Below are 13,255 nucleotides of genomic sequence, written 5' to 3' on the forward strand. Positions count from 1 at the left end.
GAGAACCGTAGTACGCCGACGCGTCCCTGGAGTTGCTGCCAGACCTCGAGGGGAGGGCGAATGGAGACCGAGTCGGAGCCGTATGTCCGTCTTGCGACCCTGCGGCAGCTGCATCAGGTGATGGCGGACATGAACACCGCCCGGAGCCTGGCGGACACGCTGCAGAACGTCGCCGACGGCATCGTCACCGGCCTCGGCTACGAGCTGGCGGCCGTCAACCTCGTACGCCCCGACGGCGACCTCGTCGTCGCCGCACTCGCAGGGAACTCCGCCGCGGAGGCGCTGATCACCGGCAGGGTCGGCTCCCGTGCCTCCTGGGACCGCCGGCTGAACATGGGGGAGGCCTGGGGCGACCTGCGGTTCATACCGCACACCGAGGGATGGGTCCTCGACGAGGACGATGTGCCGCAGTGGTACACCGAGGGCCCCGAGCCCCGCTTCGAGGACGAGTGGCACCCCTCCGACCGCCTCTTCGCGCCCATGTACACCCCGGGTGTCCAGGGCGGCTCCGGCGAACTCATCGGGGTCATCTCGGTGGACCGGCCGCGCAATGGGCGGCGGCCCGGCGCATGGGGCCGTGAGGCCCTCCAGATGTACGCCTTCCAGGCCGCCATCGCCATCAGCAACGCCCGTCTGCGGGCCAACATGCAACGGGCCCTCGTCCGTCTGGAGCGGGAGCAGCAGGCCCTGCGCGCCAGCGAGGAGTCCTTTCGGCAGGCCTTCGAGTACGCCCCCTCCGGCATGGCCATCGCCGAGATGGGCGGCGAGCAGCACGGACGGATCCTGCGGACCAACGACGCCCTGTGCCGCCTCCTCGGCCGACCCGCCTCCGCGATGCGCCGCTACTCGTTCTCCGACCTGGTCCACCCCGAGGACATCGGCACGCTCCTGAGGACCTCCGCCGAGGGCGGACGGGCCGAACTGCGGCTGGGGCGCCGGGACGGCACCTACGTCTGGGTGTCCCTGCGCAACTCCGTCGTCGCCGACGCCGCCGACGGGCCCCGTTTCCTGCTCACCCACGTCGAGGAGATCGAGGAACGCAAGCGGCGCGAACTGCAGCTCGCCCACCGGGCCTCCCACGACTCGCTCACCGGCCTTCCCAACTCCGCCGAGCTGCGCTCCCGCCTGTCCGCCCGTCTCTGTCAGCGCCCGCAGTCCCTGCCGCCGGGCGCGGCCGCCTCCTTGGACGCGGCCTACGGCGGGTACGGAGCAGACCACCCGGCGGCCTACGAGGCGAGCGGGCACGCCTTCGACTTCTACGCGGGCCCGGGACCGTACGACGCCTTCGACCACCATGTGCACACCGTCGCCCCCGAAGGCGAGACCGACGACGGCACCAAGGGGCTCGCGGTGCTCTTCTGTGACCTCGACGGCTTCAAGTCGATCAACGACCGCTTCGGGCACAACGCGGGCGACGCCGTCCTGATCGAGGTCGCCCAGCGGCTCACCCGCGGGGTGCGCGACGGGGACACGGTGGCCCGGCTCGGCGGGGACGAGTTCGTCGTCCTGGCCGACGGGCTCGGCATGGCCGACGCCCAGGACCTCGCCGTACGTCTGCGCAACGAGATCATCCAGCCGATCCGGGTCGACGGCCGCGCCATGCGGGTCGGCGCCAGCTTCGGCATCGGCTGGGCGCACTGCGGCATGACGGCGGACGAAGTGCTGAAATCTGCTGACGAGCGGATGTACGTTGAGAAACGGTCTCGTCCCAAACAGCACCGACGCGCGGGGTAAATACCAGGTCAGTGGTTGGGTGAGGGGAGAACAGCCGTTTGGGCCCGCTGGAGCGGGTAGGCTCGCCATTCAGCCACATACGCATCTGGACCCGCACCTGTTGAGGAGACCTAGGGATGACGCCCGGCAACAACGGCGCGAGCACGCCCGAGGACGACGACCCGTTCGGCTATCTGTACGCCGACGGTCAGGCCAACGGCGCCCAGCCGCCCTCCGGCGGCTACGGCTACCCGGGCTCCGTCAACAGAGTGCGCACGGTCGGCCAGCGCCAGTACGGCCAGCCGGGTGCCCAGGCCCCGACCGCCCCCTACGGCCAGGTGCCGCAGCAGCAGACGCACGGCCAGGCCCCCTACGGCCAGACCAACGCGCACTACGCCGCGCCCGAGACCGTGCCCGGCGGCGCTTCCACGACCCGGCAGTCGCCGGCGGGCTCGGGAGGCTCGGGTCCCGGCCGCGGCCGGGGCCCCAACACCAAGGGCCTGCTGATCGGCGCGATCGCCGTGGTCGCCGCGGTCGTGATCGGCATCGCCGTCGCCATGACGGGCGGCAACTCGGACGGCAACAAGAACGGCGCGCAGTCGGGCTCCAGCGCATCCGCCGCCCAGAGCACGTCGCCGAGCCAGTCCTCCAGCCAGCAGTCGGCGGACGACTCCAAGCTGCCGACGATCGACGCGAAGGCGCTGCGTCTGGAGGGCGGCGCCACCACGGCGTCCGACGTCAAGGGCGCCAAGGCCGACGGCGGGGTCTATGTGACGGGCTTCAACGCCGTCGGCGCGGCCGTGACCTGGAGCGTGGACGTCCCCGCCACCGGGCAGTACACGCTGCACACCGGCTACGGCGTGCCCGGCGTCGACGCGACAGCCACCCTCACGATCAACGGCACGGCGCAGACCAGCCCCCTCAAGCTCAAGAACTGGGCCCAGGCGCCCCAGGGGGACTGGGAAAAGGGCTGGACGAAGACGTACAACTACATCCAGCTCAACAAGGGCACCAACACCATCCGGGTCTCCTGCGAGCAGGGAAACCAGTGCAACGCCAACCTCGACCAGCTGTGGCTGACGAAGGGCTGGAGCAACTAGGCGGTTTCGTCCGGACCAGCGGGCGGACCGGACGAGGATGCTGCGATGTGGAGTCCGGTCAGGCAGATGGTCGCAGGGCCGCTTGTAACGAGTGGCGATGTGGCGCCACTGCGCTTTCTCAGCCGATGGTGACGACACGTGCCCAGTGCGGCGGGGCGTCGGGGGCGTATTCGGGGTTCTCCTCGTCCATGGAGCGGGCTGGGCGGGGGAAGAGACCGACGACGGTGCGGCAGGGCGGCGGCGCGGAGGGCCACGGCGTCTGACCATCCGTCAGAGCGACGATCACGTCCGGACGGGGCCGGGAGCGGAGCGCCCGGGCGAAACCGGAGCGCAGATCCGTTCCCCCGCCGCCGACCAGTGCGATGTTCTCGGCGCGGCAGAGCGGGACGGCGACCCCGGCCGCCGCGTCGCAGGAGATCACCGAGACCAGGTCGCGCCGCCCGCCCACCGCCCGCGAGATCGCCGCCACCTCCAGCAGCGCGCTGCCCAGCTCGGCGTCGCTCACCGACCCGGAGGTGTCGATCACGACGCAGACCCGGGGCGGCGTACGGCGCAGGCTCGGCAGCAGCACCCCGGGGACACCGGCCGAGCGCCGGGACGGACGCCGGTAGCTGTGGTCCTCGCCCAACCCGGGCGCGCCCGCCGCCGAGCGGACCGCCGCCCCCAGCAACTGCCGCCACGGCTGCGGCGGATGGAACGCCTCGTCCGCCCACCGGCGCCACCCCTCCGGCGCGTGGCCCGGTCGGCCCTTGATCCCCTCTGCGACCCGGAAGCGGACTGCGTCCCGCTGCTGCCTGCTCAGCCCGTGTGCCCCGTCGGGCCCCAGCTCCCACGGCCGGTCCTGCCCGTCGGCACCACTGCCGCAGTCCAGCCAGGCCAGGTCCGCGGCGAGCCCGGACATCGACGCCGTCCGCAGGTACTCCTCCATCAGCAGCCCGTCGGGCAGCCGCAGCAGCGACGGCAGCACCGCCCCGACAGGCAGGGGCAGACCGTCACCGTAGATGTCGTCGTTGATCTCGAAGTCGGCGGCGATGTTCCGCCGCAGCCTCCCCAGGCCCTCGGCCGGGGGAACTCCCGTCTCGCTTCGCTCGCCCGGCCCGTGCTCCTCGTGCTCCCGCGCGTACCGCTCGCCCCGCCCGTGGTGGTCCCGGAGCAGATGGGAGACCTCGTGCACCCAGACGCCCGCCAGCTCCTCCACCGGGGTGCGGGCCACGAAGCCGGGGGAGACGTAGCAGCGCCAGTGCGCGTCCACCGCCATCGTCGGTACGGACCGGTCCTCCACCACGTGCAGCGCGAAGAGCGCGGCGGCCAGGTAGGGACGGACCTTCACGGCGTGCAGCCGGGCGGCCAGCAACTTCTCCATGTCCAGCGGGAGTCCGGGCCGGCCGACCGGCGCCGTCGGCACGGTGGCCCGCACGGGGCGCGGCGGCGCGGGACGGGACATCGGGCGCGGCAGCGGGTGCGACCCCGGGCGCTTCGCGGCCCCCGTCATCGGCACGCCCCCGTCGCACGCCGGGCGTCGGCCGCCGCCGCGGCCCGCCCCACAGACCGGTCCGCCAGCCGGGTGAGGCCGACCACCGCGGCCAGCCGCTCCACCGCCTCCGGCACCTCCCAGTCGTCGCGCCGCAGCGCGGCCAGCGCCGTCGCCGGTGCGACCAGCAGGTCCGGGGCGCCGGTCTCCAGCGCCCGGACCAGCACCGCCCAGCCCGCTTCCCACCGCTCCCGTTCCGGCCGCGCCCCGACGGCCGCCACCACCGCCTCCAGCGCCGCCTGACGCAGATCGCCCCGCACCGGCAGCTCTGCGGAGGCCGGATCGGCCAGCAGCGACTCCGGATCCGGCAGGTCCATCCGGTCCAGATGGGCGAGGAGTTCGAGCCCCGGCCCGTCCCCCACCGCGCCCCGCACCAGCAGCGCCAGCACCTCCCGGGAGACGGAGGCCGCCGTGCCGAAGGCCAGCAGGGTCAGCGCGGCCTCCCAGCTCCGGGGCGAGGGCCAGGCGCCGCTCCGGCGCGTCTCGGTGCTCGGCAGCCGGTGTATCAGTGTCGGCCGGGCTTCCAGGAAACCGCAGACCGCGCGCCGGGCGAAGGCCACCGCCTCCGGCAGCCGCTCCGGCACCAGCCGGGGCAGCTCTGCCCGGGGCCAGACCCCGCCCAGCCCGCGTACCACCACCTCCCGGTCGTGCACCCAGTACAGATGCACGAACCGGTTGGCCAGCGGCGGGCTCAGCTCCCACCCGTCCGCCGCCGAAGCGCGCGGATTGGCGGCGGCCACGATCCGCACCCCCGGCGGCAGTTGCAGCGCACCGATCCTCCGCTCCAGGACGACCCGGAGCAGTGCGGCCTGGACGGCCGGGGTGGCGGTGGAGAGTTCGTCCAGGAAGAGCAGCCCCCGCCCGGCCCGCACGAGCTCCACGGCCCACTGCGGCGGCGCCATCGGCACCCCCTGCACCGCCGGGTCGTCGCCCACGATGGGCAGCCCGGAGAAGTCGGACGGCTCGTGGACACTGGCGATCACCGTCGTCAGCGGCAGGTCGAGGGAGGTGGCGAGCTGCGTCAGGGCCGCGGTCTTGCCGATGCCCGGCTCGCCCCAGAGCAGCACAGGCAGGTCGGCCGTGACGGCCAGGGTGAGGGCTTCGAGCTGCTCGTCGGGGCGCGGCTCGGTGGTGGTCGTCCGCAGGAGGGTCAGGAGGCCGTCGGCAAGGGTGAGTTGGGTTCCGGTTCCGGATGCGTCGGCGGGGATGGGCGCGGGCATGCCGACGGCCGGGACCGGGGCAGGCAGGAGGGTGCTGGAGGTCATGGGCATCACCTGGGGTGGAATAGGGGGAACGGGACGGCCCGTCCCGGATGTCGTGGGGGCGTGCGGCGCGGAATGCGCGGTGCGGGAAAGGGACTTCGGTCGGGCAGCCGGTCAGCGGTGCAGCCCGGTGCGAGGCCGGGCCCGGCTGCTGCGCTTGCGGCGCATCTCGTGAGGCGTACGACGGTCGAGCCGGGGACGGTGGCCCGCCTCCGCGTGCACTGCGCCCGAGGCGTTCTGGCCCCCGACCGCCCCGGGGTGCACGGTGACCAGCCCCGACCGGAAGAGCCCGTGGTCGACGCGGCGGGCCGCGGCCGACTCCAGTTCCTCCCGAAGCGGCCCGTCGCGCAGGACCGCACGGGGACCGAGCAGCCCCTCGACCACGGCCAGCGCCCCGGCGACGTCACCGTGGCCGAGCCGCTCCCGGACCGCGGGCAATGCCTCCGGGTTGCGATGCACCGCGTCGATCGCCCGCAGGCACGGCAGCGCCGGGCCGCCGAGCGCCACAAGCAGCTCCTCCCGGCGCAGTTGGGCCGGGTCGTGATCGATCGCCGTCAGTACCCCGTCCCGCAGCGCGATCCGGTGGACCTCGCCCCGGCATTCCACCCGGTGCGGATCGCCGGACTCGGGGGCGGGGCCGGCCACCGGTGCCGAGCGGGACGCCGCCACCGAGCCGGACGACGCCAGTGCGGTGGCGACGAGCGGATGCAGCCGTTCGGCCGTGACCAGCCCGGCCCGCAGCAGCTCCAGATCCGGAAGGACCCGGGCCGCCGCCTCCGGTAGCACCGGAAGCGCCGCGACCTCCTGCGGCGGCAGCGCCTCCCGCAGCGGCCGGAACGTCGGGGCATGGCTGTCGTCGGGGGCGACGAGTTCGAGCACGGCGCGGCTCCGCGCACCGAGCCGCACGGTGAAGGCCCCGCGAGGGCACCCCTCGGCCCGCAACAGCAACTCCGCCTCGGCGGCCCAACTTGCCACCGCCCACGCGGAATCGTGGACAGTGGGCCGATCGGGCAGGACTGGCCGATCCCGCAGGGCCGGCCGACGGAGTGCGTGGGGCCGGCCGGGCGGCGCCATGGACGATGCCCCGCCCGCACCGCACCGCCGCACCAGTTCGCCACTCCTCCCGGAGTCCCAGAGATGCCGGTGCAGGTCGAGCCGGAAACGCCGGTCTGGATGCGGGTGCGGATGGTGCCCGGGGGCGCCGTTCCCGGACCCCTCCCACAGGGCCAGGGACATCCGCTGTCCGGCGTCCGCCCGGGCCGGCGGTGTTCGCACCACCAGCTGCAGCGGCGTGGCGCCGGAACTCCGGTAACGGGCAAGGGAGATGGTGAGGCCGGGCCGGAGCCGACCGTCGGGGGCGATCCGGGGCATGTGCCAGCGGAGCAGATCCGGCGCCAGCCGGCGCAGATCCGCCCGGAGGCGGGTGACGAGATCGGTGCCGTGGCGGTCGCGCACGGCGCGCAGATCGAAATCGACATCGATCCGGGCGGCGGCGCAGGCCCCCGCCCAGTCGCCGACCGCACGCCGTGCGGTCGCGGTCTCGATCATGGACAGTGGCACGGCGTACTCGCGTACGCGCTGCCACATCAACAGGTGGGCCGGAATCTCGTTCGCGACGTGATGTGCCATCAGCACTCACCTTGCGCGAACGATTCCCCCAATCCGAACGAGGAGAAGTTCTTCATCACCGGCATCATAAGCATCCCGATGACGATCTGTCAGTCACCATTCACCGGGCCGCGCTCCGTCTCGCGGCCATCTTCATCCGGTCGGCGACGCGGAGTCCAGCGAGCTAGGCGTCGCCCCGTGCGCGCTCCACCTGATGCACGACCGCAAGGAGTCCGCCCTCAAGGCGTACGGGTCCGCGGCGCTCTGCCCCGTCTACTGAGTCGGCTCGGCCTTGTCAGCCGCCCCGGCCTGCCCGCCGCAGAACACCACCTTCAAGAGCTTCTCCAGGGCCTTCGGGAACTCCTGCGCCGGGTCGATTGCGGCGTCCCCGGTGGTCACCGAGGCGGTCAGGGTCCTGCTGCCGTCGGGCGAGCTGTACATCAGCGCCCCGTAGCCCCCCGGGGGGCCCCGTTGTGCTGGAGCGCGAGCTGTACATCAGCGCCCCGTAGCCCCCCGGGGGGCCCCGTTGTGCTGGAGGACGGTGCCGCCGCAGTTCGGGCCCAGGTCCTGCACGAACAGCCCGAGGCCGTAGCCGAGCTTGCCATGCGGCTTGCGCATCTCGGCAAGCAGCGGGGCCGGCAGGAGCTTGCCGACCATCAGCGCGGAGATGAACGTGTGGAGATCCTGGGTGGTCGAGATCATGTCACCGGCGCCGGCGAGTAGGGACAGGTTCTGGCGGGTGACGTCGATCGTCTTCCACTGGCCGGCGTCCTGGTAGCGGTAGTAGCCGTGGGCGTGCGGCCCTGGGATCTGCGTCCGGGTACCCGGCACCACGGTGCCCTTCAACCCGAGCGGCCGCAGGATCCGCCGCCGCATCTCCTCGGCGTAGGAGCGCCCGGTGACCTTCTCGATCAGCAGCAGGGCCAGCGTGTAGTTGGTGTTGGAATAGTTCTGGTCCGTCCCCGGTGCGAACCGCGCCGGCTTGGACAACGCCAGCCGTACCAGCTCCTGCGGCCGGTAGGTGCGGAACCGGTTGTCCACCCACTCTTTGCCCGTGGCGGGGACCCCCGGCACGACCTTCCCGTCGTCGTAGTACTCGCCGGTGTAGTTGAACAACCCGCTGGTGTGCTGCAGCAGCATCCGCACGGTGATCCGCCGGTCCAGCCCGAGACGGGGCAGGTAGCCGGCCACCGAGGCGTCCAGCCCGATCCTGCCCTCGGCCACCAGCTGTAACACCACTGTCGCGGTGAAGGTCTTGGTGACACTGCCCACCCAGAACCGCCCGTTCGTGGGCGGCTTCGCGCTCTCGCCCAGCTTGCGCACCCCGGCGCTGCCGACCCATTCGCCCCGCTGATCGTGCACGCGCAGCTGCACCCCGGCGAAACCGGAATCGACGAACGCCTGGATGGCCTTCTGCAGCTCCGGGCGCTCCTGCCCGGCAGCGGCCTTCGGCACGGCCCTGCTGTCCGCAGCGGCCACCCCGGGTGTGGCCGCCCCGGCCAGCAGCGTGGCCGCCAGCGCCGTGACCCCCGCTCGCCGTAAGAACCGCGTACGGACCCGGTTGATGCCGTCGAGCACGACCTTGTCCTTGCCTGCCTCGCGCAGCCCGTTCTTGTCCTTGCCTGACTTGCGCAGCCCGTTCGCCGAGATGGCCGGGTTCGTCATGATGCTGCTCCTTTGGAGGCTGCGGGTCAGAGGCTGCGGGCGGTGATGTCGCCGTGGGCGGTGGTCGCGTGGATGTTCAGACCGGCGCCGGCGCCGTCGGTGTTCTTGAGCGCGTTGTGGATCCGGCCGTGGGCGGTGCCGGCGTCCAGAGCGGCGGAGACTCCGCGGGCGGCGCCGATCGAGATGTCGCCGGACTCGGTGCGCAGCGTGACGGTGCCGTGCACGGCCTCGGTGACCTGGATGTCGCCCTTTTGGGTGCTGATCTCGCCGGGGCCGCCCAGGCGGCCGACCGAGACGTCGCCTGCGAGGAGGGTGAGGCGGGCGCTTTCGGTCTCGTCGAGCTTGACCGAGCCCTGCGCTCCCTCGAATGCGACGTCGCCGAGTCGTCCGACGCCCCGGAGTTCGGCGCTGGCCGCCTTCGCCTCGAGGCGGGAGCCGGCGGGCAGCTGGACGGTCACCTCGAGGGATCCGGAAGCGCCGAGGATCCGGTTCTTCGCCGCCGGGGTCTCGATCCGCAGGACGCCGTCGCCGTAGGCGACCTCGGTCTGCTCCGCCGTCTTCACGTCGCGGCTCTTGGAGGCGTCGGCGGGCCGGACCTCGACCGTGGTGTCGGCCCGGTCGGCGGCGATGAACCGGATGCGTCCCGCGGGGATGTCGAGGACGGCGGAGACCGGGGCGGGGGTGTCGAACTTCTGCATCGTGCTCTCCTTTGGCGCGTCGTTTCTGACATTGGAAACGCTACGTTGCATTCAACTATCTGGCAACAAATGTGTTGCGGAGAATCATCGTTGAGGCAGGTCAGCCGCATAAGATCGTTGCAATAGTTTCGAGCCTAATGCAACAATCCTCAGCTTGGCTCATTGCAATGGATTGCAGGTGAACGCTACGGTGGAGGCACTGCGGAACATGAGGGAGGCTGCGATACCGGGAGGCAGGCCCACCCGGCAGGAACGCCGGCGGATCGCGCTGGGACTGGCCGACGGCCTCGCCGGGCCCGCGACGTCCCCCACACGAATGCCGCCCTCGGACGGCACCCCGCGTTCAGGCCGCGAATGGAAAGCCGGCAGTGGAGTGGATGCCCCCGCGTCGCGGGCCCCGGGGGTGTCAGGCCGCCGTCGCCTCGCCGGTCACCGACACCTGGTCCAGCAGTTCCTCGTAGACCCGCGGGACGAACTCGCCCGCCACGGGTGCCAGCACCGTGGCCGTGGACAGGGCCACCGCCCGGGCCAGCCGCCTGGGCCACGGCAACTGCTCCACCAGGCCCGACAGCAGGCCGGCGACCGCCGAATCCCCGGCGCCCGTGGGGTTGCCCCGGACACGGCGCGGCGGGACCGCACGCCAGCGGCCCTCCGCGTTCACGGCGAGCAGGCCTTCGGCGCCCAGCGAGGCGACCACCGTGTGCGCCCCGCGCCGACGGGCGTCCCGGGTGGCCTGCAAGGGCTCGTGGGAGCCGGTGAGTTCGGCCAGTTCGTCGACGTTCGGCTTGACGATGTCCGGGCGCGCGGCGACCCCGCGGCGCAGCGGCTCGCCGCTCGTGTCGAGCAGGACGGGCACGCCCACCGTACGTGCGGTGCGCACCAGTTGGGCGTACGCCCCCACCGGCACCCCCGGCGGCAGGCTGCCGCACAGCGCCACCGCTGTGGCCGAACGCACCAGTTCCCCGTACGTCTCCAGGAAGGCCGCCCACTCGGGGGGCGCGATCAGCGGGCCCGGCTCGTTGAGCTGGGTGGTGTCGCCGGTGGTCTCGTCGAACACGGCGACGGTGCGCCGGGTGGCGCCCTCGACCGCGACGAGAGCGTCGACGACGCCGGGGGTGCGCGCCAGCTCTTCCCGCAGGGAGCTGCCCGTCGGGCCGCCCACGAATCCCGTGGCGGTCACCTCGTGGCCGAGCGCGGCGAGTACCCGGGCCACGTTCAGGCCCTTGCCTCCGGGCCGCTCGGTCACCTCGGTCACCCGGTGCGCGGTGTGCGGCCTCAGCGCCCCGACGCGGTAGGTGATGTCGAGAGCGGTGTTCAGCGTGACCGTCAGGATCACCTGGGGGACCTCCCTCGAAAGTCATGACGGCGGGCTCCGGGCCCCCGTACGTCGGTGTCCAGACGTACCGGAATGCCGGAATGCGCTTGCCGTCGGCGGCGTGCGGAGGCTCGATCATGCCAAATGAGTCGGCGGTCGGCCCAGTCCCCGGGTCGACCGCCGTACGGCAACAAGCGGATGAATCATCCCGGTTGGGGACCGACCACCCATTCGCCGCGGCGCATCACGCCCTTGAGGGCGAAATCGGCGTCCAGCAGCACCAGGTCGGCGTCCTTGCCGGGCTCCAGGGAGCCCACCCGGTCGTAGACGCCCAGCAGCTTCGCCGGGTTGGCGGAGATGGCCGCCACGACGTCCTCCACCGGCAGCCGGTCGACGGTGACCGCCCGCTGGAACGCACGGTCCAGGGTGAGCGTCGAGCCCGCGATCGAGCCGCCCTCCACCAGGCGGGCCACCCCCTCGCTGACCTCGACCTCCAGCGGGCCGAGCACATACCGCCCGTCGCCGAAGCCGGCCGCGTCCATCGCGTCCGTGATGAACGCGACGCGACCCGGGCCCGCGTGATGGAACGCCAGCTGGAGGGAGGCGGGGTGCAGATGCGTGCCGTCGTCGATGAGCTCGACCGTGACGCGCTCGTCCTCCAGCAGGGCGGCGATCGGGCCCGGTGCGCGGTGACCGAGGGCGGGCATCGCGTTGAACAGATGGGTCGCCACGGTCGCTCCCGCGTCGATCGCCTCCACCGTCTGCTCGTACGTGGCGTCCGTGTGCCCGATCGCCGCGATCACGCCGTGCTCGGCGAGCAGCCGTACGGAGTCGATGCCGCCGGGCAGTTCGGCGGCGAGCGTGACCATGCTCGCCCGGCCGCGGGCCGCGTCGATGAGCTTGCGGACCTCCGCCGGGTCCGGATGGCGCAGCAGTTCCTCGGAGTGAGCGCCCTTGCGGCACGGGGAGATGAACGGCCCCTCGAAGTGGATTCCGGCGACGTCGCCCTGTTCGGCGAGCTCGGACAGCAGCCCGGCCTGCTTGACGAGGAAGTCCATGTCGTCGGTGACGGTCGAGGCGACGAGGGTGGTGGTGCCGTGCAGACGATGGGCGCGGACGGCCGTCAGGATGTCGTCGGCCGTCCCCGAGAAGGACGCGCCGCCGCCCCCGTGGTTGTGCATGTCGACGAAGCCGGGGACCAGCCAGTGGTCCCGTACGTCGATGATCTCGGCGTTCTCGGGAGCCTTGCCCAGGTTTCCGACAGGCTCCGGCCCGGGGGAACCCCCGTCGGCGATCCGCGTGCCCTCGACGATGACACGGCCGTCGGTCACGATCCCGGTGGGAAGCACCACCCGGGCACCGGCGAGCACCTTGCAAGAGGCCATCAGGCGGTTTCCTCCGAACGGTCAGTGGTTTCAAGGAGATCCCAGGCGAGGAGTCCCGCGCCCAGGCACCCGGCGGTGTCCCCCAGTGCCGCGGGGACGATCGACGGGAGCTTCTGGAAGGTGACCCGCCGCCGGACCGCGTCCCGCAGCGGTGTGAACAACGTTTCCCCGGCCTCGGCGAGCCCGCCACCGATGATCAAGGTGCGCGGGTCCAGCAGGGTGAGCGCGGTGACGAGTCCGTCGGCGAGGGCGTCCACGGCGTCCTGCCAGACTCGGACGGCGTTCGGGTCACCGGACGCGACGGCCCTTGCGCAGTCCGCGGCGTCCGCCTCCGGATCGCCGGACGCCTCCGCCCAGGCCCGGCTGACGGCGGCGGCGGACGCGTACCGCTCCAGACAGCCGTGCTGGCCGCAGGGGCAGGGGCTCCCGCCGGGGCGTACGACGACATGGCCGATCTCGCCCGCGAAGCCGTGGGCACCTGCCTCGACCCGGCCGCCGATGCCGATGGCGCCCGCGATCCCGGTGCCCAGGGGCACGAACAGAAAGCGGTCCGCCCCCTTGCCCGCGCCGATTCGGCCCTCGGCGAGCCCGCCGGTGCGCACGTCGTGCCCGAGTGCGACGGGTACGCCGGTGAGACGCCGGCTGAGCAGATCGCGCAGGGGCACGTCCCGCCAGTCGAGGTTGGCCGAGTAGACGGCGATGCCGCCGTCGGCGTCGACGATTCCGGGCACGGCGACGCCCGCGGCGGCCGCGGGTTCGCCGAGGTGCCGCTCGCCGTGGGCGCGCAGATCGGCCGCGAACGCGAGGATCGACTCCACCGCGGCGTCGGGCCCGCGCTCGCGCCCGGTGGCCCGGCGCGCCCGGTGCAGCAGCGCGCCCCCCGCGCCTACCAGGGCGGCCTTCATTCCGGTGCCGCCCACGTCGAGGGCGATGACATGTCTCACGGAGACAGTGTGGCCCGTGGACCCGGAAGAGGTC

At 72.8% G+C, this 13,255-nt stretch carries 11 protein-coding genes; 2 read left to right on the top strand and 9 right to left on the bottom strand.

Annotated features, from left to right (window positions below):
* Window positions 1–60: 60 nt before the first annotated feature.
* Together cdgB and AAW14_RS10265 are read left to right on the top strand one after the other, a co-directional pair.
* Window positions 61–1,734: a diguanylate cyclase CdgB gene (cdgB, locus tag AAW14_RS10260; RefSeq protein WP_265562265.1), complete on the top strand. Its 1,674-nt coding sequence runs from the start codon at window positions 61–63 to the stop codon at window positions 1,732–1,734.
* 116 nt (window positions 1,735–1,850) lie between these two features.
* The gene (locus tag AAW14_RS10265) at window positions 1,851–2,813 is read left to right on the top strand and encodes a CBM35 domain-containing protein (RefSeq protein ID WP_265562267.1); all 963 of its coding nucleotides are present in this window, start codon (window positions 1,851–1,853) and stop codon (window positions 2,811–2,813) included.
* Window positions 2,814–2,931: 118 nt separating this feature from the next.
* On the opposite strand, the gene AAW14_RS10270 is transcribed toward AAW14_RS10265, so the two are convergent.
* From AAW14_RS10270 to AAW14_RS10305, 9 genes are all read right to left on the bottom strand, one after another.
* The gene (locus AAW14_RS10270; RefSeq protein WP_322741057.1) at window positions 2,932–4,176 is read right to left on the bottom strand and encodes a DUF2201 family putative metallopeptidase; all 1,245 of its coding nucleotides are present in this window, start codon (window positions 4,174–4,176) and stop codon (window positions 2,932–2,934) included.
* 125 nt (window positions 4,177–4,301) lie between these two features.
* Window positions 4,302–5,609 carry an AAA family ATPase gene (locus tag AAW14_RS10275; protein ID WP_416223282.1) on the bottom strand — a complete coding sequence of 436 codons (1,308 nt, stop codon included), beginning with the start codon at window positions 5,607–5,609 and terminating at the stop codon, window positions 4,302–4,304.
* 111 nt (window positions 5,610–5,720) lie between these two features.
* A complete protein-coding gene (locus tag AAW14_RS10280) occupies window positions 5,721–7,235 on the bottom strand; it encodes a hypothetical protein (protein WP_265562269.1) in 1,515 nt (504 codons plus the stop codon).
* A 252-nt stretch (window positions 7,236–7,487) separates the two neighbouring features.
* Window positions 7,488–7,655 (bottom strand): hypothetical protein, encoded by a 168-nt coding sequence (locus AAW14_RS39450; RefSeq protein WP_322741053.1) that lies wholly within the window; start codon window positions 7,653–7,655, stop codon window positions 7,488–7,490.
* 54 nt (window positions 7,656–7,709) lie between these two features.
* Complete coding sequence (locus AAW14_RS10285; protein ID WP_322741054.1) at window positions 7,710–8,879, bottom strand: serine hydrolase domain-containing protein; 1,170 nt, start codon at window positions 8,877–8,879, stop codon at window positions 7,710–7,712.
* Between the two features lie 26 nt (window positions 8,880–8,905).
* Window positions 8,906–9,577: a DUF4097 family beta strand repeat-containing protein gene (locus AAW14_RS10290; RefSeq protein ID WP_265562271.1), complete on the bottom strand. Its 672-nt coding sequence runs from the start codon at window positions 9,575–9,577 to the stop codon at window positions 8,906–8,908.
* Between the two features lie 406 nt (window positions 9,578–9,983).
* Window positions 9,984–10,913: a 1-phosphofructokinase family hexose kinase gene (locus AAW14_RS10295; RefSeq protein WP_265562273.1), complete on the bottom strand. Its 930-nt coding sequence runs from the start codon at window positions 10,911–10,913 to the stop codon at window positions 9,984–9,986.
* A 182-nt stretch (window positions 10,914–11,095) separates the two neighbouring features.
* Window positions 11,096–12,277: an N-acetylglucosamine-6-phosphate deacetylase gene (nagA, locus tag AAW14_RS10300; RefSeq protein ID WP_265562275.1), complete on the bottom strand. Its 1,182-nt coding sequence runs from the start codon at window positions 12,275–12,277 to the stop codon at window positions 11,096–11,098.
* Window positions 12,277–13,221, bottom strand: a complete 945-nt coding sequence (locus tag AAW14_RS10305; protein WP_265562278.1) for an ROK family protein — start codon at window positions 13,219–13,221, stop codon at window positions 12,277–12,279. The genes nagA and AAW14_RS10305 overlap by 1 nt, the downstream gene beginning before the upstream one ends.
* Between the last annotated feature and the right edge of the window lie 34 nt (window positions 13,222–13,255).

Origin of the sequence: Streptomyces hygroscopicus (assembly GCF_026168105.1) — a bacterium.
GTDB classification, from domain to species: Bacteria; Actinomycetota; Actinomycetes; order Streptomycetales; family Streptomycetaceae; genus Streptomyces; species Streptomyces hygroscopicus_D.

Coding starts and splice junctions, on each gene's coding strand:
- AAW14_RS10280 (WP_265562269.1), bottom strand. CDS start 7,235: ATGGCACATCACGTCGCGAACGAGATTCCGGCCCACCTGTTGATGTGG.
- AAW14_RS10275 (WP_416223282.1), bottom strand. CDS start 5,609: ATGACCTCCAGCACCCTCCTGCCTGCCCCGGTCCCGGCCGTCGGCATG.
- AAW14_RS10270 (WP_322741057.1), bottom strand. CDS start 4,176: ATGGAGAAGTTGCTGGCCGCCCGGCTGCACGCCGTGAAGGTCCGTCCC.
- AAW14_RS10290 (WP_265562271.1), bottom strand. CDS start 9,577: ATGCAGAAGTTCGACACCCCCGCCCCGGTCTCCGCCGTCCTCGACATC.
- AAW14_RS10285 (WP_322741054.1), bottom strand. CDS start 8,879: ATGACGAACCCGGCCATCTCGGCGAACGGGCTGCGCAAGTCAGGCAAG.
- AAW14_RS39450 (WP_322741053.1), bottom strand. CDS start 7,655: ATGTACAGCTCGCCCGACGGCAGCAGGACCCTGACCGCCTCGGTGACC.
- AAW14_RS10265 (WP_265562267.1), top strand. CDS start 1,851: ATGACGCCCGGCAACAACGGCGCGAGCACGCCCGAGGACGACGACCCG.
- nagA (WP_265562275.1), bottom strand. CDS start 12,277: ATGGCCTCTTGCAAGGTGCTCGCCGGTGCCCGGGTGGTGCTTCCCACC.
- cdgB (WP_265562265.1), top strand. CDS start 61: ATGGAGACCGAGTCGGAGCCGTATGTCCGTCTTGCGACCCTGCGGCAG.